A 22,289-nucleotide genomic window follows, 5' to 3' on the forward strand; every position below is an offset into this window, starting at 1 on the left:
TGCTAGCCGCGCTTCTCCGCCTGGACGCGGGCTACGTACGCGGCGGCCTGGGAGCGGCGCTCCATCCCCAGCTTGGACAGCAGGCTGGAGACGTAGTTCTTGATGGTCTTCTCGGCCAGGTGCAGCCGCTCGCCGATGACGCGGTTGGTCAGGCCCTCACCGATCAGGTCGAGGATCTTCCGCTCCTGCTCGGTGAGGTTGGAGAGGCGGTCGTCGCCCATGCCCTTGTTGCCGTCGCGCAGCCGCTCCAGCACCCGGGCGGTGGCCACCGGGTCGAGCAGGGACCGGCCGGCCGCGACGTCGCGTACGGCGCTCAGCAGCTCATTGCCGCGGATCGCTTTGAGAACGTAGCCCGAGGCGCCGGCCATGATCGCGTCGAACAGGGCCTCGTCGTCGGCGAAGGACGTCAACATGAGGCATTTGATGTCCTCATTGTGTGAGCGAACCTCTCGGCACACCTCCACGCCGCTGCCGTCGGGCAGGCGCACATCGAGAACCGCGACGTCGGGGCGGGTGGCCGGAATACGGACCAGTGCGTCGGTCGCGGTACCGGCTTCACCGACGATCTCGATGTCGTTTTCGACCGACAAGAGCTCATACACGCCGCGACGTACCACTTCATGGTCGTCCAGAAGGAATACCTTGATTTTTCCGTTTTCGCGCACGGATTCGGTTTCACACACTCACCCCTTCCCTGCCGCAGTTGGCCGGGATAACGTGCCGTTGTTCCGGCCCCCTGCAAGGCTGTGACCAGTGGTTGTTCCCACTTCAGCGGATTTACTTGGAAATCCAAGCAAAATCGCAGGTCAAGTGAGGTTTCGCAGTGATGCGGAGCACTGGGTAACGTGCTGTGTGCAGGGCACTCGCCGGGGCACCTGTCACGCCTGGATCCCGTACACGGCTCGCACCCACCCCGTGCGCGGGTACGGATTCAGGTGAGCCGCACTGGACCCCGGAGAACCCGGGTGCCGGACCGACGGAGGAGCACACGTGACCGTGGAGAGCACTGCCGCGCGCAAGCCGCGACGCAGCAGCGGCACCAAGCGGGCGGCAGGCGCGGCGAGCGCCGCCAAGACCGCCGCTGCCACCGCGCAGAACGCCGAGCCCCAGCTCGTACAGCTGCTGACGCCCGAGGGGGATCGGGTAGAGACCGCGGACAACGCGGAGTTCCGGTCCTTCGTCGAGGACATCACCACCGAAGACCTGCGCGGGCTCTACCGCGACATGGTCCTGACCCGCCGTTTCGACGGGGAGGCGACCTCGCTCCAGCGCCAGGGCGAGCTGGGCCTGTGGGCCTCGCTGCTCGGGCAGGAGGCCGCCCAGATCGGCTCCGGCCGGGCCCTGAACGACGACGACTACGCCTTCCCGACGTACCGCGAGCACGGTGTGGCCTGGTGCCGCGGGGTCGACCCGACCAACCTGCTCGGCATGTTCCGCGGTGTGAACCACGGTGGCTGGGACCCCAACACCAACAACTTCCACCTCTACACGATCGTCATCGGCTCGCAGACGCTCCACGCGACCGGCTACGCGATGGGTGTGGCCAAGGACGGCGCCGACTCGGCGGTCATCGCGTACTTCGGCGACGGTGCGTCCAGCCAGGGCGACGTGGCGGAGGCGTTCACCTTCTCCGCGGTCTACAACTCCCCCGTGGTGTTCTTCTGCCAGAACAACCAGTGGGCGATCTCCGAGCCGACCGAGCGCCAGATGCGCGTGCCGCTCTACCAGCGCGCGCAGGGCTTCGGCTTCCCGGGCGTCCGGGTCGACGGCAACGACGTCCTGGCCTGCCTGGCCGTGACCCGCTGGGCCCTGGACCGGGCCCGCCGCGGCGAGGGCCCGACCCTGGTCGAGGCGTTCACGTACCGCATGGGCGCGCACACCACCTCCGACGACCCGACGAAGTACCGGCGGGACGAGGAGACGCAGGCCTGGGAGGCGAAGGACCCGATCCTGCGCCTGAAGGCCCACCTGGTGGCGACCGGCGGCGCCGACGAGGCCTTCTTCGAGGGCCTGGAGGCCGAGAGCGAGGCACTGGGCAAGCGGGTGCGCGAGGTCGTACGCGCCATGCCCGACCCCGACACCATGGCGATCTTCGAGAACGTCTACGCGGACGGGCACGCGCTCGTCGACGAGGAGCGCGCCCAGTTCGCCGCCTACCTCGCGTCCTTCGAGGAGGGTCACTGATGGCTGTCGAGAAGATGTCGATCGCCAAGGCGCTCAACGAGTCCTTGCGCAAGGCCCTGGAGACGGACCCGAAGGTCCTGATCATGGGCGAGGACGTCGGCAAGCTGGGTGGTGTCTTCCGCATCACCGACGGCCTGCAGAAGGACTTCGGCGAGGAGCGGGTCATCGACACCCCGCTCGCGGAGTCGGGCATCGTCGGTACGGCGATCGGCCTGGCCCTGCGCGGCTACCGGCCGGTCGTGGAGATCCAGTTCGACGGTTTCGTCTTCCCCGCGTACGACCAGATCGTCACGCAGCTCGCGAAGATGCACGCGCGCGCCCTCGGCAAGATCAAGATGCCGGTCGTCGTGCGTATCCCCTACGCGGGCGGCATCGGGGCGGTCGAGCACCACTCGGAGTCCCCCGAGGCGCTGTTCGCGCACGTCCCGGGCCTGAAGGTGGTCTCCCCGTCGAACGCGTCGGACGCGTACTGGATGCTCCAGCAGGCGATCCTCAGCGACGACCCGGTGATCTTCTTCGAGCCGAAGCGGCGCTACTGGGACAAGGGCGAGGTCGACGTCGAGGCCATCCCGGACGCCCTGCACACCTCGCGTGTGGCCCGTACGGGTACGGACATCACCCTCGCCGCCTACGGCCCGATGGTGAAGGTCTGCCTGGAGGCGGCGGCCGCGGCGGCCGAGGAGGGCAAGTCGGTGGAGGTCGTGGACCTGCGCTCGATGTCCCCGATCGACTTCGACGGTCTGCAGGCCTCGGTCGAGCGGACCCGCCGGCTCGTGATCGTCCACGAGGCGCCGGTGTTCCTCGGTGTGGGCTCGGAGGTCGCCGCTCGCATCACGGAGCGGTGCTTCTACCACCTGGAGGCGCCGGTGCTGCGCGTGGGCGGATTCCACGCCCCGTACCCGCCGGCCCGCCTGGAGGACGAGTACCTGCCGGGCCTGGACAGGGTGCTCGACGCCGTCGACCGCTCGCTTGCGTACTGAGGAGAGCGTTCCCGTGACGATCCGCGAATTCAAGATGCCCGATGTGGGCGAGGGCCTCACCGAGGCCGAGATCCTCAAGTGGTACGTCCAGCCGGGTGACACCGTCACCGACGGCCAGGTCGTCTGCGAGGTCGAGACGGCGAAGGCGGCCGTGGAGCTGCCGATCCCGTTCGACGGTGTCGTGCACGCCCTCCTCTTTGAGGAGGGGACGACGGTCGATGTCGGCCAGGTGATCATCTCGGTCCAGACGGACGCCGGTGCGGGCACCGCCGAGGCGGAGGCTTCGGCCGCCGCCCCGGCTGCCGCGGCTCCGGTTGCCGCTCCGGCGGCGGCTCCCGCCGAGGCGGAGGAAGCGGCCCCCGCGGCCCGCCAGCCCGTTCTGGTCGGCTACGGCGTCTCGCAGGCCTCTACGAAGCGCCGCCCGCGCAAGGCTGCCGGTACGGCGGCGCAGGCTGCCCCCGCCGCGCCGGCCGCAGCCCCGGCCCAGGCCCCCGCAGCGGTCCCGGCCCAGCCGGGTACGGCCGCCGCGGCCGGCGGAACGGTGCTGAACGGCAACGGGCACGCGGGCGCCGAGCGCCCGCTGGCCAAGCCGCCTGTGCGCAAGCTCGCCAAGGAGCTCGGCATCGACCTGGCCGCCGTGGTCCCCACCGGGGCCGGCGGGGTCGTGACCCGGGAGGACGTGCACGCGGCCGCCGCGGCGGCGATCGCCCCGCAGGCCGCGCCCACGGTTGTGGCTCCGGCCGAGGCTCAGGCCCAGGCGCCGGCCCCGGCCCAGGCGCCGGCCCCGGCCCAGGCGCCCGCCCCGGCCGCAGGCCAGACGCCGGGCGCGCAGCTCAGGGAAACCCGGATCCCCGTCAAGGGCGTCCGCAAGGTCACCGCCCAGGCCATGGTCGGTTCGGCCTTCACCGCCCCGCACGTCACCGAGTTCATCACGCTCGACGTGACCCGGACGATGAAGCTGGTCCAGGAGCTCAAGGACGACCCGGACCTCGCCGGTCTGCGGATCAACCCGCTGCTCCTGATCGCCAAGGCCGTGCTCGTGGCCATCCGCCGCAACCCGGACGTCAACGCGTCCTGGGACGAGGCGGCCCAGGAGATCGTGCTCAAGCACTACGTCAACCTGGGTATCGCCGCGGCCACCCCGCGCGGCCTGATCGTCCCGAACATCAAGGACGCTCACGCCAAGACGCTGGGCGAGCTCTCGGAGGCCCTGTCCGCGCTGGTCGCCACGGCCCGCGACGGCAAGACCTCCCCGGCCGACATGCAGAACGGCACCATCACCATCACCAACGTCGGCGTCTTCGGCGTCGACACCGGCACGCCCATCCTGAACCCCGGCGAGTCCGCGATCCTCGCGGTCGGCGCGATCAAGCTCCAGCCGTGGGTCCACAAGGGCAAGGTCAAGGCACGCCAGGTCACCACCCTGGCGCTGTCGTTCGACCACCGCCTGATCGACGGCGAGCTCGGCTCCCGCTTCCTCGCCGACATCGCGGCGGTCCTGGAGCACCCGAGGCGCCTGATCACCTGGGCGTAAGCCACACCCGAGGCCCCCTCACGGCACCACCGCGAGGGGGCCTTCGGCGTGTCAGCCGTCGTCTGCCGGGCGCGCTCCAGATCCCGCTTCATCACGCCGGTGTCGATCCACTCGTGGAACTGGGGACTGGCCCGGTCGCCCGTTGCCCTATGCCCGGCCGGGCGCCGAAGCGCTCCCTCCTCACCCCGACGGCGGAACGAAAACCCCTGGTGGGACGGCCGCAGCAGTGTGATCATCGGCCCATGCTCTTCCGCTCTGCGACCGCAGACCCCACCGATCTCGACCGTGCCGCCGCCTACCCGGCCGACGGCCCCGTCGAAGCCCTCCCCGCCGACAGGATCCGCGAGGAGCTGGCCGCGAACCAGTTCCGCCCGGAGTGGATCTGGTTCGCCGAGGACGAGGACGGCGAGATCCTGGCCCGCGCCCTGTGGTGGGGCCGCGCCGACAGCGAGCGGCCGATCGCCCTCGACTGCCTCCAGGTCCGGTCCACCGTCGCCGACCCGGCCGCCGTCGCCGCCGGGCTGCTGGCCGCCGGACACGCCGCCTTCGGCAACCTCCCGGCGTACAACATCTCCCTGCCCAGCGACTGGCGCGCCCGCCCCGACCTGGCCGCGGCCGTGGCCTGGCGCCAGGAGGCCGCGTACAAGACGGGCCTGACCAGCGAGATCGAGCGGCTGCGCTACGAGTGGACGCCGGCCGCCGGCACCGCCGGGCCCACCGGCCGGCTGGTCTTCCGGGAGGGCACCGACGAGGAGTTCCTCGACGCCTTCACCCGCCTCTCGGCCGACAGCCTGGACCTGCACACCCAGAACGAACTCCGCTCGATGGACGCCGGCCAACTGGCCCGCGAGGACATCGAGTTCTACCTGGACTGCCCCGGCGAGCGTTCCTGGTGGCGGCTCGCCGAGCTGCCCGACGGCACCCTGGCCGGAATGGCGATCCCCTCCGCGACCCCGTACCACCGCAACGTCGGCTACCTGGGCGTCGTACCGGAGCAGCGCGGCCAGGGCCTGATCGACGAGATCCTGGCCGAGATCACCCGCTTCCACGCCGGAGAGGGCGCCGACCGCATCACCGCGACCACGGACACCGCCAACGCCCCGATGGCCGCCGCCTTCGACCGCGCGGGCTACGAGGTCACGGAGATCCGCCTGGTACTGGAACAGCCGCCCCACGCCTGACCCGGGGGCGGTAGCCTCCCGCCCGGGAAAGGGTCCTAGCGGGCGGCGTTCCCGAGGACCTTGTCCGGGGTGATGCGGACGACGACGCGGACGTTCTCGGGCGGGGCGTCCGCGTAGTCCTTCCCGGCGCCCGGGCCCGCGTACTTCTCGGCGATCCGGACGGCGACCGCGCGGCCGGCGTCCTCGGTGACGGTGGCGGTGCCGCGGATCTCGACGTAGAGGAAGGGGTTGGCCAGGTCGAACACGGTCAGGCCGACCCGGCCGTCCCGGCTGATGTTCCGCTCCTTGCGGCGGCCCTGCTCGGTGGAGATCAGCACGTCGCCCCCGTCCCGGGTCACCCAGACCACGGAACTCTGCGGACTGCCGTCGGGGTTGATGGTGGCGAGCACCCCCGGGTGTGGGGAGTCGAGCAGCGTGCGTACGGTGTCGTTCAGCTCAATGGTCATGAGCGCGAGGCTAGTTCGCCGATGCCGCCGATATCGCGGATTTGCCGCCCCGCGCCCGGACTAGCCGATGTTTACGTCCAGGGAATGTTGAGCCACGGGCTGCCGGGATCGCTCATCAGCGCCTGGTGTGCGGTGGCCATGCTCTCGTACCAGTGCCCGAACTCCTCCTCGTCGAAGTGCAGGCAGCGCCCGAGGATGTACCCGACGGACAGGTCCTCCCAGGAGCGGTACGCCAGCCGGCATTCCTTCCCGGCGCGGACGACGGCGTCCTTGGTCTCCTGGAGGGAGCCGAAGCGTGCGCCGAGGCCCCAGCGGGCCATCTGCGAAGCCCGCCCGTAGTCCCAGGCCTCCACCGACCGGATGAATTTCCCCTCGCTGAGCAGCCCGTCGGCCCGGAACCGCTGCTCGTAGCGCGCGATGCGTCCGATGAGCCGCTGCACGCCCGCGATCTCCCCATCGACCTCGGCGGCCGGGCGGGGCGTGGCCACGGTGACCCCGTCGGGGGTGATCTGGGGCTCGGCGGCCTTCCTCGCGCTCACGCGCAGGCTGTACTCGGCGGCGTGCCGCCAGTGTTCGATGTCCACGGGCCCCGCGAAGTCCTTGGCGAGAGCCCGGCGCACGCGCAGCGCGTACTCCCAGACCGGGCTGACCATCTCGGCCTTCAGTAGCTGCTCGGTGGTGGTCAGCCAGTCCTCCCGCGTGGTGACGCCCCACCATTCCTTGAGCTTCTCGCGTTCCTTGGTGTAGCCCTGGCCGTGGTAGGCGAGGGCGTTCCAGAACATCCCGTTGTGCACGGAGAGGTGCGCTCCGCAGGCCAGCCCGAAGGCGACGGGCCCGTGCAGCGGCCCGCCGACGTGCAGGGAGTGGACCTTGTCCTGCTCCAGGCCGTAGGTGGGGGCCTGGTTCCAGTGGTGGTCCCAGACGGCGCGGTGGGCAGGGGAGGAGGGCAGGAAGGCCTCGCAGGGACTGCCGGGGTTGATGGCCAGAAAGGCGGGATCCCCGGGCTCGAAGCTGCCGGAGAACCAGGAGAGGCTCTGGCGTTTGAAGACCCCGTCGGGGCTGGGTACGGGGAGCATGCCGGCCGTGTACGCGACGTAGCAGTAGGCGCCGGCCTGGGGGAAGTACAGGGGCTCCAGCAGCACCTTGGTGGGATGCGCGTCGGCGTAGGCGCGGGCCAGCGGTATGAACAACTCGGCCCGGGCCAGCCCGTCGAAGTAGGCAGGCCAGTCGTTCCTGAGCTTCGCCTCGTACAGCTCTCTCTCGATAGAGCTGGGCGCGTTCCACATCCCCATACGGAAACCCTATCCGGGCCCGGTGATTCCCAGTTCGGCCCATACGGTCTTTCCGACCACCCGCTCGGAGGCCCCCCACCGCTCGGCGAGCGCGCTCACGATGTGCAGCCCGCGCCCGTACTGGTCGTCGTCGGCGGCCGCTCGCAGTCCGGGTCGCCGCTCGCCTTTCGGATCGGTGACCGCGACGCGGAGCACTGCTTCGGTGAGCTCCACCTCGACCCGGAGATACCGGTCCCACACCGAGCCGTGGAGGAGGGCGTTCGTGGTCAACTCGCTGGTCAGCAGCGCCACATCGGCGGCCGCCTGGGGCTGCCCCCACGCCACCGCGAGCCATGCGGCGCGGCGCCGGGCCGCGGGCACCGAGTCCTGCCGGGGCGGGTAGTTCCGTACGTCGTACCGTTCCACGATCGTGCACCTCCTGTGAGGGCGGTGGCATGTCGGGCAGCCCGATGCGCTTCCGCCAACTGACGCTGTGCAGTGAGCAGTTCGTCACCGACGGTAGGGCGCGCACAGGACTAGGTGCAAGCTATTCCGGGGAAATCTATCCCCAGGGAGTAGTTGTGCCCTCCGGGCTGGGCGCGGAAGACTGCCTCCATGGACAACCGGGTATCCACGGTGCTGGCGCGTCGACTGGGCGGAGAACTCCTACGGTTGCGGGACGCAGCGGGCCTGACACAGCCGCAGGCGGCGCAGGTGCTGAGCGCCACCGCGGCCAAGATCGCCAAGATGGAGCGCGGCTGGGTCCCGTTCCGCGACCCGGACATCGTGGCCCTGTGCAAGCTGTACGGAGTGACGGACGAGGCAGCCGTACACAGGTTGCTGTCCCTGGCCAAGCTGGATCGCGAGCGCCGCAAGGCCAAGGGCTGGTGGCAGCACATGCCCATCGTGGGCGGCCTGGGTGAGTACATTGCGATGGAGGAAGTCGCCACACGCATCCGCACGTGGCAACCCGCCCTGGTCCCCGGTCTGCTTCAGACCCCGGAATACGTACGCGCGCTGGGTGTCACGTCCAATTGGTCGCACCCCGACGAGATCGAGGCGCTGGTCACGACACGGATCAAGCGGCAGGCGCGGTTGTGGGGCGATGAGCCGCTGGAGTTCCACGCGGTGCTGTGGGAGGCCGCGTTGCTCCACCAGGTCGGTAGCGTCGAGATGATGCGCGCGCAACTCGAGCACGTGGTGCAGATGGCGAAGCTGCCCCACGTCCACGTGCAGGTGCTGCCCTTCCGGGCAGGGAGGCACCACGGTGTGGACGGTTCCTTCAACATCGTTTCGTTCGCGGACCCCGGGGCACTGGACGTCGGCTACGCCGAGGCCATCGCCTCTACCCTGTGGGCAGAGGGGGCGGAGGCCAATGAGGCATACAGCCGGGCCTTCGCCCGAGTGTCACGCCTGAGCCTTGCGCCGCACGACTCCGTGAACCTGATCGACGCCATCAGCAAAGGTATGTAAGCCCGTGAACGAGTTCGAGTTCGTGAAGTCCAGCTACAGCAGCGACCAGGCCAACACCGAGTGCGTGGAGGTGGCCACGAACGTGGCCGGGACCGTCGCGCTCCGGGACAGCAAGCAGACCGACGGGCCGGTCATCCGGGTCACCGACACCGCGTGGGCGGCCTTCGCGGGGGCGCAGTGACGGCCGGGATCACCGTCTACTGGCGGCCCGGGTGCACGTACTGCATCAAGCTGCGTACACAGCTGCGGCTCGCCCGGATCCCGTACCGGAAGGTCAACATCTGGCGGGATCCGGACGCGGCGGCCTTCGTGCGCAGCGTCGCCGACGGGAACGAGACCGTGCCCACGGTGCGCGTGACGTCGGCCGGCGGCCGCGAGTCGGTCATGACGAACCCGTCGCTTGCCCAGGTCAAGCAGGCGCTTGCCGTCTGACCCGGTCCCCCTCCATACAACAGCCAGGCCCCCGGCTCTCTAGGCGGGGGTTTTCTGCTGTTCCGGCACCCTTGACCAGCCCGATCCCCGAGAGTGAGGTTGTGCAACCAGGCGCAACGCGCTCGACAGGGAGGGACACCATGGCCTTACGGTTCGTCGGTAAAGATCCCGAGTCCGGAGATCACGGATCACCCGCTGTGTGGGTGGACCAGGATTCGAAGGATCTTGTGATCCAGGGGTGGACGGCAGACGACCAGACCACGGGCGAAAGCTCGCAAGACGTGCCGATCCCCGGGCATGAGTCGGTGATCAGAGTTCCGAAGCGGATGGTGCCGCTTCTCAGGGAGGCGCCGCTCCGTGTCGCAGAGTCTGACTGACTTCGCTGACCTCATCAGGTCGGTGCAGGTGTCAGCCGTGCATCTTGAGATGCGCGATACGTACGGCGTCGAGAACGAGATCGAAGGCTTCACGGCCTGGCAGCAGGGCCACCGGCTTGACCCGGAGGATCGTGCTTCGTGGTGGCGCCCGTGGCTCGACCTCGTGCGGGAGGTCACGGCCAAGGGCGTGGTCATCCGTCGCGCCCGGATCGTCTCGGAGCCTGTCAGCGACTACATCGCGTTCGAGCACTCCGGCACCTTCACCAACGTGGCCGCCGGTGAACAGATCCGATGGCTGCCCCGTCGCAACGCATCAGACCTCGCCCTCCCTGGCAATGACTGCTGGATCTTCGACGGCCGGCTCGTGCAGTTCAACATCTTCGACGGCGTCGGCCGGTGGGTCCACACCGACCAGACCGACGACCCCGCCGTAGCCGAACGGTGCGTGTCAGCATTCGAAGCCGTCTGGGATCGAGCTGTCCCGCACGAGAAGTACACCGTCTGAATCTCTGGCCGGTCAGTTCATGCCTTCCTCTCCGCTCTCCAGTGCCCAAGCAGCACGAGCAGCCGTGGCCGCCCGCCTGCAAGGGCTCATGAAGGACGCTGGGCTCTCAGGGCATGAGCTGGCCGCCAGGTGCGGCTGGCACAAGTCGAAGTCCTCCCGGATCGCCCGGGGCAAGACCCCGCCCTCCGATGCCGACATCCGGGCATGGTGTGCGGCCTGCGGTGCCGACGACCACGCGGCCGACATAATCGCCGCGTCCCGAAACGCAGAATCCATGTACGTCGAGTGGCGACAGATCCACCGCGACGGCATGCGCCGCATCCACGAGCAGACAACCCCGCTCTACCAGCGGACCCGCTCATTTCGCGTCTACGCCTCGAACGTCATGCCGGGGATGCTCGAGACCGCCGGATACACGACAGGGCTACTCAAGGCCATCACAGCCTTTCAGGGCACCCCCGACGACGTGGCCGACGCGGTAGCGGCCCGCCAGCGCCGTTCACGGGTGCTTCGCGAGGGTGACCACCGGTTCGCGGTGCTCCTCGAAGAGACCGTCCTCTACTACCTGGTCAGTGACGATGCCGCGATGGCAGAGCAGCTTGAACACCTGCTCTCGGTCATGGGGCAGCCGAACGTGTCGCTCGGGATCATCCCCGCGCGGGTCCGCCGGACCGTGTGGCCCCTCGGCCCGTGCTGCTGACGACCTGACCGACGCGGTCCGGGCGTGGCTAAGGCGCCCGGACCGCATCACCGCAAGGGTTCCACCAATGAGCAGCAATGACGAGGGTCTGGCTGGACGAAGCCGAGTCACCGTGTTCGCCATGTTCGGCACTGTGTTGGGCTACGCCACACACTCACTCGACAGCCGGAAGCTGGGGGAAGTAGCCATCGTCGGCCCCCTCACTCCTGGTATCGAGTGGGGAGGTCTGTGGACGATGGCAGGCCGTAGCTGCCGTTCCTCGGCGTCAGAACACGAGAAAGCGCAATGGATCATGACGCAGGCTTCCCGGTCGTTCATCTGCGGTAGCGACCGGATCGCCCAGTTCAACAGCCAGGGGTGGAAGCTCGCGCCGGTGGGCGCCGCATGGCCTTTGATGGCACGTACTGCAACCGAGACCATCTGTGGACCGGGAATCTCACGGTGGAAGGTCTCACCCCGGCCCAGGTAGCCGGGCGCCCGACGCTGTACCCCCAGTAGGGAGGTCAAGCGGGCCCTCGCGGTCTGACCCGCCAGCCTACGGTCCTTCGACGATCGGGGTCAGGCCGTCGAGGAGGGCCTTGAGGCCGAATTCGAAGAGCGCGTCCAGCCGCAGGTCGTAGCCGTCCTGGAAGGCTCCGACCACCTTGGTGAAGGTCGGGAAGCGGCCGGATTCCACCAGCTCCCGGAGGGCGGGGGCACGGCTGTCCATCCACTGGTCTTCCGACTGGCCCGTGGCGGCTTCGGCGTGAGCCTCCATCTCCAGGTGCACGGCCAGGCCCTGGACATGGCTGTAGAGCAGCACGTGGATGTCGAACAGTGTCTTTGGCGACAGCATCACCGCGCTCGACGAGGACGACACCGGCGTGCGCGTCGACTTCGCGCATGGGAAGTCCCGCACCTTCGACCTCGTGGTCGGGGCCGACGGCCTCCACTCCACCGTACGGCGCCTGGCCTTCGGCCCCGAGGAGCGCTTCGCCCACCACCTGGGCAGCTACCTCTCGGTGTTCAGCGCGGACAACTTCCTCGCCCTGGACGACTGGCAGATGTGGCTGCGGGACGGCGACACGGGCTTCGGCATCATGCCCGTACGCGACAACACCGAACTCAGGATCGCCTTCGGCTTCGAGTCCGCCCCTCTTGCCCACGACCTCCGCGACGGCACCGCCCTCCGGCAGCTCGTCGTGGACAAACTCGCCTCCCTGCGGTGGGAAGGGACCCGCCTGGCCGAGGCCGCCCGCAAGGCGCCCGACTTCTACTGCGACGCCATGGCTCAGATCCGCATGGACCAGTGGTCGCGGGGCCGGGTGACCCTGCTCGGGGACGCCGGCTACTGCCCCTCCCCCCTCTCGGGGCAGGGCACCAGCCTGGCTCTTGTGGGCGCCCACGTGCTGGCCGACTGCCTCGCCCAGGCGCCCGGCGACCACCAGGCCGCGTACGTCCGCTACGAGCAGCGGATGCGTCCCTTCGTCGCCCTCAACCAGGCCCTGGCCACCGAGAATCCCGGCGGACCCGCCTCGGAGGAATCCGTCGCGCACGCCAAGAACGCGCTCTCGCTGGACAGCTGATCCGGGCGGCGTCCTCCTCACCGGCCTCGGTCTGCCGTCCCTCTCGGTCCCGATCCCGCCCGTGCCCCTGCCCCTGCCCCAGGCGCCCCGGCGCCCGGCGAGCCCCCCGTGCCACCGCGCGACCGTACGGACCCCCTTGACGCGCCCCCTGGCACGGTGGACGCTCCCGGGTCTCGCTCGCATCCGTACGGGCGATCCGCACACTGGGGGGCCGGTATGCCGCAGGAGTCTGTCCAGACGGCGGGGGAGCTGCGCGCGCGGCTCGCGGAGCGGGGGGCGCGGTGGTCGGTCAGCGAGCACCTGGCCGACGACGAGCCCGTACCGCGGCCTTCGCTCGGCCTGGAACCGGGGGCCAATCTCACGCCCGCCGCCGTCGCGGGCCTCGTTGATCTCGCCGGTCTCATCGGCCGGGAGAGCGGGAATCCGCACCTCACCCGGCGCAGGGCCGCGCACGGCCTGATCGAGGGGGCGCAGGGGGCGCAGGGGGCCGTCGCCGGGGCGGCGCGGCCCGCCGCCGTCGACTGGCGCCGGCGGTGGGGGTGGCCGTGGATCACCAAGGTGAAGGACCAGAACCCCTGCGGGTCCTGCTGGGCCTTCGGGGCCGCCGGGCTGGTCGAGTCCATGGCCCGCATCGAGCACAACGTATGGGCCAAGCGGTCCGAGGGCGATGTGCACGACGGGCTGAAGTTCACCTGCGGGCAGGGCTCCAACCCCGAGACCGCGCTGGACTGGATCAAGACCAACGGGGGCCTCGCCGACCCCGATTGCTGGCCGTACAGCACACCGCCCCCCGGGCTGCCCGCCGAGCGGCGCGACGCCTGGCGCGCGGAGTACACCCCGAGCTGGGACCGCTCCGGCCGGACCGTCCGGATCGGCGACTACGTCCGGCTCGGCGACGTGGAGCAGCAGAAGGTCTGGCTGGACACCGTCGGCCCGCTGACCGCCTGCTTCGATGTCTACGACGACTTCTTCGGCCTCGGGGCCGGGGTCTACCACCGTACGAGTGACCAATTCGCCGGTGGCCACTGCGTGTTGATCGTGGGCTACGACGACGCGGCCGGCTGCTGGCTGTTCAAGAACTCCTGGGGGCCCGGCTACCACGTCGGCGGCTACGGCCGGATCGCGTACGGCGAGGTCAACATCGACTACTGGGCCAAGTGCGGCCTGCGCGGCACCAACATCGACCCCTGGAGCAAGCGCCGCCTGCACGCCGGCAGCGTCTACGAGAGCGGCAACGGCCGCGCCCACCGCAACTTCGAGATGGCGGCCACCCTCGGCGCGGGCGACGGCCGGCTCCAGCACTGGTGGCGCGAGGGCGACGCCCCCTTCGCCTGGGCCCGTGCCGGCACCTTCGCGAGCGACGCCTCCGGCCAGCCCGCCTTCACGGGGACCACGTACAACCGGAACATGGAGTCCCTGCACGTCACCACCGGCGGCCGGCTGCGCCACTGGTACTACGAGCAGTCCGGCGGCGCCTGGCGCGACGGCGGTGCCTTCGGGCCGGGCGACGCGGCCATCGGCTCGACCCCGGCCTTCATCCAGAGCGACTACGGGCAGCCGGGCAACTTCGAGGTGGTCGTCCGGACCGCCGACGGCCGCCTCAACCACTGGTGGCGGATCAACGGCGCCCCCTGGACCTGGAACGACGGAGGCCGCTTCGCCTCCGGGGTCGCCCACTACGGGCCGGCCCTCGTCCAGACCCGCTCCCGTCACCTCGACCTCGTCGCCACCCGCACCGACGGCCGGATGCAGCTGTGGTGGCGCGACGACCCGAACGGCTTCGCCTGGCGCGCCGGGGAGGTCTTCGGCAGCGGGATCACCTCCGCGCCCTGCCTGATCGAGGCGCAGTACGGGGCCGCCGACGAGGACACCGCCGGGAACTACGAGCTGTGCGCGGTCGGCGCGGGCGGGCGGGTCGAGCACTGGTGGCGCGGGAACGCTGGCGGCTCGGCCTGGAGCCGCAGCGCGGCCTTCGGGCACGACGCGCTCGCCGTCACCGGGATGCTCCAGGGCAGTTTCGGGTTCAACCTGGAGGTCATCGTCCTGCGCACCGACCGCCGGCTCCAGCACTACTGGCGCGACGGCGCGGGCTGGCACGAGGGGCCGGTGATTGGCCCCGCCTGAGCGAAGGGGCCGCGCGGGTGGAGGTACGGGAGGTCGCGCTGCGGGCCGGTGAGTCGTACGAGCTGCGGCTCACCGGGCGCGGGGCGCGCGGGTACGTGTGGATCTGGCAGGTGACGGGGGACGCCGACGCGGTCTCGGTGCGCGAGGGCCCGCCCCCGGCGCCGCGGGAGGTCCTGCCCGGCGCCTCCGTCGAGCTGGTGTACGTCGTCCACGGCCGCTGCCCGGGCGGGCGGGCCCGGATCCGCTTCGCGCAGATCCGGCCGCCGTACCCGGACGAGGCACCGTACGACGAATTCGTGCTGGAGGTCGCCGTCACCGGCGGGGACTGAGCGCCCAGTGCTGTACGGATTCCAGCGGGCCCCGGTCGAAGCGCCGCAGCCAGAGCCGCGAGCAGGCCGCCAGGGTGAGGGCGACCGCCGCCCACAGGCCCATCACCCACCAGGGGCCGGCCCCGGCCAGCCGGTCGGCCAGGCCGAGCCCGATGCCGTAGCAGAGCAGCACGCAGAGCAGGTTCTGGCCGACGTAGCAGGACAGGGCCGTGCGGCCGACGGAGCCGAGGCCGGCGGTGAGGGCCTGGGGGACGCGGAAGCGGTCGAGGGCGACGCCGATCAGGCCGATGTACCCGACGGCGATCAGCGGGGCGATGCCGTAGCGGCCCAGGACGAAGAAGTCGTCGCCGCCGAGCACGGCGGCGGCGCCCAGCGGGAGCCCGAGGCCCAGCCCCCAGGCGGCCATCCGGACCCGGATCCGGCGCCCCGCGCGGGTCGGGGCGAAGGCGCCCGCACGGTGCAGCCGGACGCCGAGGAGGAAGAGGAAGACCAGCAGCCCGAAGGAGAAGACGGGCTCGATGCGCAGCGCGAGGGCGTGGTCGAGGCGGAAGCGGATCTGGTCGACGTAGCCGCCGTGGGCGTAGAGCCGCACGGCGTCGGCGTCGGGGGTCTTGGGGCCGGAATCCGGCTTGGCAACGTCGGCGAGCGTCACCAGCCCGATGAGAGTCAGGTGCACCGCGCCCGCCGCCCACATCACGCCGCGCCGCACCCGCTCGGAGCGGGCCAGCAGCCAGGCGACGAGCAGTGCGGTGACGGCGTAGCCCATCAGCACGTCCCAGGCGAAGACGAGGACGAAGTGGACGGTGCCTTCGAGGAAGAGGAAGGCGGCGCGCCGCGGGTAGCGGCCCGGCCACGGGTCGCCGCGGCGCGCCGCGGAGTCGTACTGGATGGCCAGGCCCACTCCGAACAGGATCGTCAGGAGGGACAGGAACTTGCCGTCGGCGAGGAAGCGGAAGACGGTCTCGGCCGGGTTCGCGGTGGTCGGGTCCAGGCCCCCCTGGAGCACGCTCCACTCCGATCCGGGCGAGGCGAAGATCCAGACGTTGGTCATGAGCGTGCCGAGGATGGCGGCGCCGCGCAGGACGTCGAGCAGGGGCAGGCGGGTCGCGGTCGCGGGCGGGGTGAGGAGGGTTTCGGCCATGACTTCAGCGTCGGGGGGCGCGGGGCCCCGTACGTCCTGCGGGTGGACGAAGCGGGAGTACATCCTTCGATGCAGTCGGGGGCGGGAGGCGTCCACATCGCGGACAGGGAGACGGTTGCACCTCTCATGTATCTATCCTGTGCGCATGCCGGCCACCGCAAGTACCGCCACCGCAAGTACCGCCACCGCAAGTACCGCCACCCCAAGCGCCGTCACCGCGGCCGACCGCGTCTACCGGCACGTCAAGCAGGGCGTACTCGACCGCCGTTACGAGGGCGGTGTGCTCCTCACCGAGGGTGAGGTCGCCGAGGCCGTCGGGGTGTCCCGTACGCCGGTGCGCGAGGCGCTGCTGCGGCTGGAGACCGAGGGGCTGCTGAAGCTGTACCCGAAGAAGGGCGCGCTGGTCCTGCCGGTCTCCGCGCAGGAGATCGCCGATGTGATCGAAACCCGTCTGCTGGTCGAGGAGTTCACGGTACGCAGGGCCGTGCCGGCGCCGCCCGGCCTGCTGGACCGGCTCGCCGCGCTGGTCGAGGAGCAGCGCCGGCACGCCGCCGAGGGCGACCTCGCGGCGGTGATGGCCGCCGACCGGGGCTTCCACGCGGAGATCGTGCGCAGCGCCGGGAACCAGATCCTGTGCCGGCTGTACGACCAACTGCGCGACCGGCAGCTGCGGATGGGCGTGGCGCTGCTGCACGCGCACCCCGACCGGATCGAGCGGTCGCTGGCCGAGCACGCCGAGATCCTGGACGCGCTGCGGGCCGGGGACGCGGAGACGGCCGCCGCGGCGGTACGGGCGCACGTGGGCCGGGTCGAGGCGCTGGTGCGGGGGGCCGCCCGATGAGCGCCGCCCCGCCGGTGGTCAAGGACCCGCCCGGCGGGCGGAAGGCCGTGGCCGTCTGGTCGATCGGCGTCGCCGTGTACTTCGTGGCGGTGATCTTCCGTACCAGCCTGGGCGTGGCCGGACTGGACGCCGCCGACCGCTTCCACGTCAACGCCTCGGCGCTCGCTACCTTCTCCCTGCTCCAGCTGCTGGTCTACGCGGGGATGCAGATCCCGGTGGGGCTGATGGTGGACCGGCTGGGCACGAAGAAGGTGCTGACGCTGGGGGCGGTGCTGTTCACCGCGGGCCAGCTCGGCTTCGCGCTGTCCCCCTCGTACGGGATGGCGCTGGCGGCCCGCGCCCTGCTGGGCTGCGGGGACGCCATGACCTTCATATCCGTACTCCGGCTGGGCACCCGGTGGTTCCCGGCCCGGCAGGGTCCGGTGATGGCGCAGCTGGCCGGGCTGGTGGGGATGGCGGGCAACCTGGTCTCCACGCTGGTGCTCGCGCCGGTGCTGCACGGGGTGGGCTGGATGCCGGCGTTCGCGGGCAGCGCGGTGGCGGGGCTGATCGTCCTGGTCCCGCTGACACTTTTCCTGCGGGACCACCCGGAGGGGCACGAACCGGCTGCGCCGGTGGCGTCGGTGGCGTCGGGAGGCGGGGGCTTCGTCCGCCGCCAGATCGCGGACTCCTGGAGGGAACCCGGTACCCGCCTCGGCCTGTGGGTGCACTTCACCACGCAGTTCCCGGCGATGGTGTTCCTGCTGCTGTGGGGGATGCCGTTCCTGGTCGAGGCGCAGGGGCTGTCGCGCACCACCGCGGGTGGGCTGATGACGCTGGTGGTGGCCTCGAACATGGCGTTCGGCCTGGTCTACGGCCAGATCGTGGGCCGCCGGCAGTCGTCCAGGATCCCGCTGGCGCTGGGCACGGTCGGCCTCACGGCCGTGCTGTGGGGATCGGTGCTGCTCTACCCGGGCGACCGGGCGCCCATGGCACTGCTCATCGCGCTGTGCGTCGTCCTCGGTACGTGCGGACCGGCGTCGATGATCGGCTTCGACTTCGCCCGCCCGGCGAATCCCGCGGAGCGTCAGGGGACGGCGTCGGGGATCACCAACATGGGTGGTTTCCTCGCGTCGATGACGACGCTGCTGGCGGTGGGCGTCCTGCTGGACGCCACCGGCGACAACTACCGCATCGCGTTCTCATCCATCTTCGCCCTGGAGCTGCTGGGCACGGCCCAGATCCTCCGCCTCCGAGGCCGAGCCCTTGCCCGCGAGCGGACCCGCCAGTCCGCCGCCGTCCCGGCCCGGAGACTCCCCGAATCCCCGGCCACGGCGCCCGCGTAGGCGGAGGCGGGCAGCGCCCTGCGGGGGCCGCCCCCTGCCCGCCCGTGCCCGCCCTTCCACCGCTCCTACGGGGTGACGGCGAAGTGGGTCAGGATCGCCTCCGCCAGGGCGGGGTCGCCCTCGGCCTTCACCCGGTCGGCCACCGCGTGGGCGCGGACGCGGCCCGCCGCGAGGCGTACGTACGTCTCCCACTCCATCGTCAGCGAGACCGCCGGGCCCAGTGACGGCGCATTGTCCAGCGTCCCCCGCCCCTCCCCGTCGACCCGTACCGTCCGCATGAACTCCAGCGGGCCGTGCACGTCGAGCACCACCGCCGAGTTCGCCGGCGCACCCGCCGCGTGCGCGACCACCTTCGGCAGCCCGGCGAGGAGGACGTCCCGCGCGACGTGCGCACCCGGCGAGTCCCAGTTCCCCGGCACGCCCAGCGCCGTCCGCAGGTCCTGTTCGTGGATCCACACGTCGAACGCACGCAGCCGCAGCGCGAACTCCAGCGTCACCTGGTCGCCCAGCGGACCCCGCACCATCGTGGCCGGATCCCGCTTCTCGTTCCGCAGCTGACGCGACCGGCGGATGATCGTGTACTCCAGCTCCGAGGTCATCTCCGGCGCGGTGTGGTGACGTCGTACGTCGACCTGCACCTCCATGTACCGGCTGAACTCGTCCACCACGTGGCGCAGATCCCGCGCGACGGTGTGGATCGGCCGCGGGTCCCCGAGCTGTTCGCACTCGATGCCGATGATGTGTGACACCACATCACGGACGGACCAGCCGGGGCACGGGGTGGCCCGGTTCCACTCGCCCTCCGTCAGGGGGAGGACCAGCTCGGATATCGCCTCGATGGAGTGCGTCCACGCGTCGGCATAGGGCTGGAGGCTGGGATGCGGCTGGACGGTCAACGGGACCCCTCGCGTGCTGTTCAGTGGCGCGTTTTCTGGAAGCGTGTGGACTGTTTCCAAAACTACGCTGCCGGTGAGCACCCCGGCAGTGCTTTCGTGTGACGATCGTAGGCCCGAGTTGACGGCTTGAATGCCAGGACGGTGGTAGTGTGCGCGCCTCGCTGATCCAAATCGCGGTGAATGACGGGGAGTCGGTCGCTTCGCGACGGGCCCGGGCGGCCGATCTCGTCCGGGAACAGGCAGGTTCGGATCTGGTGGTTCTGCCCGAACTGTGGACCGTGGGTGCCTTCGCCTACGAACTCTTCGAGACCGAGGCCGAACCGCTCGACGGCCCCACCTACCGGGCGATGTCCAAGGCCGCGAGCGACGCCGGGGTCTGGCTGCACGCCGGCTCGGTGGTCGAGCGGGCGGGCGACGGCTCGCTCTACAACACCGCCCTGGTGATCTCCCCGGCGGGCGAGCTGGCCGCGACCTACCGCAAGATCCACCGCTTCGGCTTCGACCAGGGCGAGGCGGTGCTGATGTCGGCCGGTGAATCCCTGACCACGGTGTCCCTGCCGGAGCAGACCCTCGGCATCGCCACCTGCTACGACCTGCGCTTCCCGGAACTGTTCCGCGGCCTGGTCGACGCCGGGGCCACCACGATGGTCGTGGCCGCGGGCTGGCCGGCCCGCCGCCGGTCCCACTGGACCCTGCTGAACAGGGCGCGGGCGGTGGAGGACCAGTCGTACGTCCTGGCCTGCGGGCTGGCCGGGACCCACGCGGGCGTCGAGCAGGCCGGGCACAGCCTGGTGGTGGACCCGTGGGGCGAGACCCTGGCGGAGGCGGGCCCGGGCGAGGGCGTCCTGACGGTGGACCTGGACCCGTCGAAGGTCGCCGAGACCCGGGAGCAGTTCCCGGCGCTGAAGGACCGCCGCCTGGGGCGCTGAGGCCTGCCTTCCGGATCAGGGCGGGCCCGCGTCGTCCTCCCTGCCCTCCCGTAGTCGTCCCCGATGGCCAGCAGTTTGTCCCGTACGAGGTACTTCATGCACTGATCGCTGCCCCCGATAGGTTGCGGCCATGCCTCTCCTCTATGTGACAGACCTGGCGTATCCGGCGCGCGGCCGCCGCTACGGCGACGAGGACGTATTCCTCACCTCGCGGCTGCGCGAGCACTTCCCGATTGCGCTGTGCCATCCGCTGGACGCGCAGGCCCTGATGCCGGGCTTCGACGCCGTGATCGTCCGCAACAGCGGCCCCGTCCTGCACTACCAGGAGGCCTACGACGCCTTCCGCGCGGCCGCCCTCGCCTCCGGGACCCGCGTCTACAACCCGCTCACGGGCCGCGGCGACATGGCGGGCAAGCAGTACCTCCTCGACCTGACGGAGGCCGGCTACCCGGTGATCCCGACCATCGACGACCCGGCCCGGCTGGCACTCCTCCCGGACGTCCCCTCGTACGCGGTCAAGCCCAAGCAGGGCGCGGACTCCATCGGTCTCACCTTCACCCCGCACCCGGCCGGCCCGCCGGGGGAGATCCTCATCCAGCCGCGGATCGACTTCACCTACGAGGTGTCGTTCTACTTCGTCGACGACGCCTTCCAGTACGCCCTCTACGCCCTCTACGCCCCCGACCCGGCGCGCCGCTGGGAGCTGCAGCCCTACGAGCCCACCCCGGCGGATCTCTCCTTCGCCCGCGCCTTCATCGAGTGGAACACCTTGGCCCACGGCATCCAGCGGGTGGACGCCTGCCGCGCGCCATCGGGCGAACTCCTCCTGGTCGAGCTGGAGGACTTGAACCCCTACCTCTCCCTGGACCTGCTCCCGGCCGACGTCCAGGACGGCTTCATCACATCCCTCACGGAATCCCTCCACTCCTTCCTCACCGCATCCGCCTGATGTCAGACCCGGGTGCCACCCTCGTCCCATGGACAAGCAGACGTTCTGGAAGCTGATCGAGACGGCCCGCGCGGACGCGGAGGCGGACCGGGTGGCGGCGCGCGCGGCGGAGCTGCTGGCGGACTCCCCGGCGGCCGAGATAGCCGCCGCCCAGCAGGTGCTGTGGGATCTGCTGGCGGACTCCTACAGAGCCCCGCTCTGGGCCGCGGCGTATGTGATCAACGGCGGCTGCTCCGACGACGGCTTCGACTACTTCCGCGGCTGGCTCCTCACCCAGGGCGAGACGGCCTTCACCCGCGCCCTGGCCGACCCGGACTCCCTCGCCGACCACCCGGCGGTCCGCGCGGCGGCCTCCGAGGGCGTGGAGCTCTGGGACGAGGAGGCCCTCTCCATAGCCTGGACCGCCTACGAGTCCGCCACCGGCCGCGAACTCCCGTCGGACTCCTTCACCATCAGCTACCCGGACCTCGACCCGGCCTGGTCCTTCGACTTCGACGACGCCGAGGAGACCGCCTCCCGCCTGCCCCGCCTGAGCGCCCTCTTCGGCTAGAACCCGCTGGTGTCGAGAACGAGGTCGAACGGCGCCGGCAGGCGGACCGGCGTCCCGAACGAGTGCGGCCCGTCGACCTTCGTGTAGCCGAGCCGCCCCGGCCCGGCGAACAGCGTGACGGTCTTCTCTACCCGGTCGACCAGGAGGTACAGGGGTGCGCCGTACTCGGCGTACCGCTTGCGCTTGACGACACGGTCGGTCTCGGCGTTGGACTCCGAGGTGACCTCGACGATCAGGAGGGTCTGATCGGGCTGCAATGCCGAGCCGCCGTGTGCGAGGTCATCGGGAACGACCGCGATGTCGGGCACGTACCAGTTCGGCGACCCTGGCAGATCGAGATTTCCTGAGCCCTCTACACAGCCGAGTTCGTCCACTCTCCCCTCGATCTGGCGGCGTACGAGCTTGGCTGACCGCTCGTGGTCCCAACTCGGCGTCACGTTGCTGATGACCCCTTCGATGATCTCGGTACGGTCCCCGCTGTGGTGCTGGATGGCGTACTTCAGCGCGTGCTCGGGGTCGATGCCCTCGCTGTAGTCGTGCGCGGTGGTCATGCCGGA

General features: G+C 70.7%; 25 protein-coding genes. 17 read left to right on the forward strand and 8 right to left on the reverse strand.

The window, feature by feature from the left end:
- Positions 1–2: 2 nt before the first annotated feature.
- Positions 3–665: a response regulator transcription factor gene (locus J7I97_RS06205; protein ID WP_214931411.1), complete on the reverse strand. Its 663-nt coding sequence runs from the start codon at positions 663–665 to the stop codon at positions 3–5.
- A 325-nt stretch (positions 666–990) separates the two neighbouring features.
- Here J7I97_RS06205 and pdhA point away from each other — a divergent pair, with 325 nt between their 5' ends.
- From pdhA to J7I97_RS06225, 4 genes are all read left to right on the forward strand, one after another.
- Positions 991–2,184 (forward strand): pyruvate dehydrogenase (acetyl-transferring) E1 component subunit alpha, encoded by a 1,194-nt coding sequence (gene pdhA / locus J7I97_RS06210; protein WP_214931413.1) that lies wholly within the window; start codon positions 991–993, stop codon positions 2,182–2,184.
- A complete protein-coding gene (locus J7I97_RS06215) occupies positions 2,184–3,164 on the forward strand; it encodes an alpha-ketoacid dehydrogenase subunit beta (protein ID WP_214931415.1) in 981 nt (326 codons plus the stop codon). The genes pdhA and J7I97_RS06215 overlap by 1 nt, the downstream gene beginning before the upstream one ends.
- A 34-nt stretch (positions 3,165–3,198) precedes the next feature.
- On the forward strand, positions 3,199–4,698 hold the full coding sequence (locus tag J7I97_RS06220; protein ID WP_214931520.1) for a dihydrolipoamide acetyltransferase family protein: 1,500 nt from the start codon (positions 3,199–3,201) through the stop codon (positions 4,696–4,698).
- A gap of 242 nt (positions 4,699–4,940) precedes the next feature.
- A complete protein-coding gene (locus J7I97_RS06225) occupies positions 4,941–5,879 on the forward strand; it encodes a GNAT family N-acetyltransferase (RefSeq protein ID WP_214931416.1) in 939 nt (312 codons plus the stop codon).
- Positions 5,880–5,914: 35 nt separating this feature from the next.
- Here the strand turns inward: J7I97_RS06225 and J7I97_RS06230 are convergent, their stop codons facing one another.
- The 3 genes from J7I97_RS06230 to J7I97_RS06240 form a co-directional block, all read right to left on the reverse strand.
- Entirely contained in the window at positions 5,915–6,325 is a 411-nt protein-coding gene (locus J7I97_RS06230) for a PPOX class F420-dependent oxidoreductase (protein WP_214931418.1), read from the reverse strand.
- Positions 6,326–6,396: 71 nt separating this feature from the next.
- A complete protein-coding gene (locus J7I97_RS06235) occupies positions 6,397–7,617 on the reverse strand; it encodes a DUF1266 domain-containing protein (RefSeq protein WP_214931420.1) in 1,221 nt (406 codons plus the stop codon).
- A 9-nt stretch (positions 7,618–7,626) separates the two neighbouring features.
- Positions 7,627–8,022, reverse strand: a complete 396-nt coding sequence (locus J7I97_RS06240) for an ATP-binding protein (protein ID WP_251058513.1) — start codon at positions 8,020–8,022, stop codon at positions 7,627–7,629.
- 189 nt (positions 8,023–8,211) lie between these two features.
- On the opposite strand from J7I97_RS06240, the gene J7I97_RS06245 reads away from it, so the two are divergent.
- The 5 genes from J7I97_RS06245 to J7I97_RS06265 all read left to right on the forward strand — a co-directional run bounded on the left by J7I97_RS06245 (position 8,212) and on the right by J7I97_RS06265 (position 11,083).
- Positions 8,212–9,069 (forward strand): helix-turn-helix transcriptional regulator, encoded by an 858-nt coding sequence (locus J7I97_RS06245; RefSeq protein ID WP_214931422.1) that lies wholly within the window; start codon positions 8,212–8,214, stop codon positions 9,067–9,069.
- A gap of 4 nt (positions 9,070–9,073) precedes the next feature.
- Positions 9,074–9,250 (forward strand): DUF397 domain-containing protein, encoded by a 177-nt coding sequence (locus J7I97_RS06250; protein ID WP_214931424.1) that lies wholly within the window; start codon positions 9,074–9,076, stop codon positions 9,248–9,250.
- Positions 9,247–9,501: a mycoredoxin gene (locus tag J7I97_RS06255; RefSeq protein ID WP_214931426.1), complete on the forward strand. Its 255-nt coding sequence runs from the start codon at positions 9,247–9,249 to the stop codon at positions 9,499–9,501. The genes J7I97_RS06250 and J7I97_RS06255 overlap by 4 nt, the downstream gene beginning before the upstream one ends.
- Before the next feature lie 357 nt (positions 9,502–9,858).
- Positions 9,859–10,383 carry a DUF6879 family protein gene (locus tag J7I97_RS06260; RefSeq protein ID WP_214931428.1) on the forward strand — a complete coding sequence of 175 codons (525 nt, stop codon included), beginning with the start codon at positions 9,859–9,861 and terminating at the stop codon, positions 10,381–10,383.
- A gap of 64 nt (positions 10,384–10,447) precedes the next feature.
- A complete protein-coding gene (locus tag J7I97_RS06265) occupies positions 10,448–11,083 on the forward strand; it encodes a helix-turn-helix transcriptional regulator (protein ID WP_308369213.1) in 636 nt (211 codons plus the stop codon).
- 535 nt (positions 11,084–11,618) lie between these two features.
- Here the strand turns inward: J7I97_RS06265 and J7I97_RS06270 are convergent.
- On the reverse strand, positions 11,619–11,885 hold the full coding sequence (locus tag J7I97_RS06270) for a TetR/AcrR family transcriptional regulator C-terminal domain-containing protein (RefSeq protein ID WP_308369212.1): 267 nt from the start codon (positions 11,883–11,885) through the stop codon (positions 11,619–11,621).
- A 4-nt stretch (positions 11,886–11,889) separates the two neighbouring features.
- Here J7I97_RS06270 and J7I97_RS06275 point away from each other — a divergent pair, with 4 nt between their 5' ends.
- The 3 genes from J7I97_RS06275 to J7I97_RS06285 all read left to right on the forward strand — a co-directional run bounded on the left by J7I97_RS06275 (position 11,890) and on the right by J7I97_RS06285 (position 15,101).
- Positions 11,890–12,648 (forward strand): FAD-dependent monooxygenase, encoded by a 759-nt coding sequence (locus tag J7I97_RS06275; protein ID WP_251058515.1) that lies wholly within the window; start codon positions 11,890–11,892, stop codon positions 12,646–12,648.
- 216 nt (positions 12,649–12,864) lie between these two features.
- Positions 12,865–14,772, forward strand: coding sequence for a C1 family peptidase (locus J7I97_RS06280; protein WP_214931431.1), 1,908 nt, complete (start codon positions 12,865–12,867; stop codon positions 14,770–14,772).
- 17 nt (positions 14,773–14,789) lie between these two features.
- A complete protein-coding gene (locus tag J7I97_RS06285) occupies positions 14,790–15,101 on the forward strand; it encodes a protease inhibitor I42 family protein (RefSeq protein WP_214931433.1) in 312 nt (103 codons plus the stop codon).
- On the opposite strand, the gene J7I97_RS06290 is transcribed toward J7I97_RS06285, so the two are convergent.
- Positions 15,085–16,242, reverse strand: a complete 1,158-nt coding sequence (locus J7I97_RS06290) for a DUF418 domain-containing protein (RefSeq protein ID WP_214931435.1) — start codon at positions 16,240–16,242, stop codon at positions 15,085–15,087. The genes J7I97_RS06285 and J7I97_RS06290 overlap by 17 nt on opposite strands.
- Before the next feature lie 145 nt (positions 16,243–16,387).
- Here J7I97_RS06290 and J7I97_RS06295 point away from each other — a divergent pair, with 145 nt between their 5' ends.
- Positions 16,388–17,083 carry a GntR family transcriptional regulator gene (locus J7I97_RS06295; RefSeq protein ID WP_214931437.1) on the forward strand — a complete coding sequence of 232 codons (696 nt, stop codon included), beginning with the start codon at positions 16,388–16,390 and terminating at the stop codon, positions 17,081–17,083.
- The gene (locus J7I97_RS06300) at positions 17,080–18,408 is read left to right on the forward strand and encodes a nitrate/nitrite transporter (protein WP_214931438.1); all 1,329 of its coding nucleotides are present in this window, start codon (positions 17,080–17,082) and stop codon (positions 18,406–18,408) included. The genes J7I97_RS06295 and J7I97_RS06300 overlap by 4 nt, the downstream gene beginning before the upstream one ends.
- 65 nt (positions 18,409–18,473) lie before the next feature.
- Here J7I97_RS06300 and J7I97_RS06305 read toward each other — a convergent pair whose 3' ends face one another.
- Positions 18,474–19,304, reverse strand: a complete 831-nt coding sequence (locus J7I97_RS06305) for a maleylpyruvate isomerase family mycothiol-dependent enzyme (protein ID WP_214931440.1) — start codon at positions 19,302–19,304, stop codon at positions 18,474–18,476.
- 149 nt (positions 19,305–19,453) lie between these two features.
- Here J7I97_RS06305 and J7I97_RS06310 point away from each other — a divergent pair, with 149 nt between their 5' ends.
- The 3 genes from J7I97_RS06310 (at position 19,454) to J7I97_RS06320 (ending at position 21,732) form a co-directional block, all read left to right on the forward strand.
- Positions 19,454–20,233, forward strand: a complete 780-nt coding sequence (locus J7I97_RS06310; RefSeq protein ID WP_214931442.1) for a carbon-nitrogen family hydrolase — start codon at positions 19,454–19,456, stop codon at positions 20,231–20,233.
- A gap of 130 nt (positions 20,234–20,363) precedes the next feature.
- Positions 20,364–21,182 (forward strand): hypothetical protein, encoded by an 819-nt coding sequence (locus tag J7I97_RS06315; RefSeq protein ID WP_214931444.1) that lies wholly within the window; start codon positions 20,364–20,366, stop codon positions 21,180–21,182.
- 28 nt (positions 21,183–21,210) lie between these two features.
- Positions 21,211–21,732: a DUF4240 domain-containing protein gene (locus J7I97_RS06320; RefSeq protein ID WP_214931446.1), complete on the forward strand. Its 522-nt coding sequence runs from the start codon at positions 21,211–21,213 to the stop codon at positions 21,730–21,732.
- Here J7I97_RS06320 and J7I97_RS06325 read toward each other — a convergent pair.
- Positions 21,729–22,283: a Uma2 family endonuclease gene (locus J7I97_RS06325; protein ID WP_214931448.1), complete on the reverse strand. Its 555-nt coding sequence runs from the start codon at positions 22,281–22,283 to the stop codon at positions 21,729–21,731. The genes J7I97_RS06320 and J7I97_RS06325 overlap by 4 nt on opposite strands.
- Between the last annotated feature and the right edge of the window lie 6 nt (positions 22,284–22,289).

This window comes from Streptomyces sp. ISL-87 (genome assembly GCF_018614095.1).
Classification (GTDB): Bacteria; Actinomycetota; Actinomycetes; order Streptomycetales; family Streptomycetaceae; genus Streptomyces.

Excerpts from the sequence above, each read along its gene's own strand:
- J7I97_RS06300 (WP_214931438.1), top strand. The coding sequence starts at position 17,080 with ATGAGCGCCGCCCCGCCGGTGGTCAAGGACCCGCCCGGCGGGCGGAAG.
- J7I97_RS06325 (WP_214931448.1), bottom strand. The coding sequence starts at position 22,283 with ATGACCACCGCGCACGACTACAGCGAGGGCATCGACCCCGAGCACGCG.
- J7I97_RS06235 (WP_214931420.1), bottom strand. The coding sequence starts at position 7,617 with ATGGGGATGTGGAACGCGCCCAGCTCTATCGAGAGAGAGCTGTACGAG.
- J7I97_RS06320 (WP_214931446.1), top strand. The coding sequence starts at position 21,211 with ATGGACAAGCAGACGTTCTGGAAGCTGATCGAGACGGCCCGCGCGGAC.
- J7I97_RS06290 (WP_214931435.1), bottom strand. The coding sequence starts at position 16,242 with ATGGCCGAAACCCTCCTCACCCCGCCCGCGACCGCGACCCGCCTGCCC.
- J7I97_RS06220 (WP_214931520.1), top strand. The coding sequence starts at position 3,199 with ATGCCCGATGTGGGCGAGGGCCTCACCGAGGCCGAGATCCTCAAGTGG.
- J7I97_RS06295 (WP_214931437.1), top strand. The coding sequence starts at position 16,388 with ATGCCGGCCACCGCAAGTACCGCCACCGCAAGTACCGCCACCGCAAGT.
- J7I97_RS06215 (WP_214931415.1), top strand. The coding sequence starts at position 2,184 with ATGGCTGTCGAGAAGATGTCGATCGCCAAGGCGCTCAACGAGTCCTTG.
- J7I97_RS06230 (WP_214931418.1), bottom strand. The coding sequence starts at position 6,325 with ATGACCATTGAGCTGAACGACACCGTACGCACGCTGCTCGACTCCCCA.
- J7I97_RS06275 (WP_251058515.1), top strand. The coding sequence starts at position 11,890 with ATGTCGAACAGTGTCTTTGGCGACAGCATCACCGCGCTCGACGAGGAC.
- J7I97_RS06315 (WP_214931444.1), top strand. The coding sequence starts at position 20,364 with ATGCCTCTCCTCTATGTGACAGACCTGGCGTATCCGGCGCGCGGCCGC.
- J7I97_RS06280 (WP_214931431.1), top strand. The coding sequence starts at position 12,865 with ATGCCGCAGGAGTCTGTCCAGACGGCGGGGGAGCTGCGCGCGCGGCTC.
- J7I97_RS06245 (WP_214931422.1), top strand. The coding sequence starts at position 8,212 with ATGGACAACCGGGTATCCACGGTGCTGGCGCGTCGACTGGGCGGAGAA.
- J7I97_RS06225 (WP_214931416.1), top strand. The coding sequence starts at position 4,941 with ATGCTCTTCCGCTCTGCGACCGCAGACCCCACCGATCTCGACCGTGCC.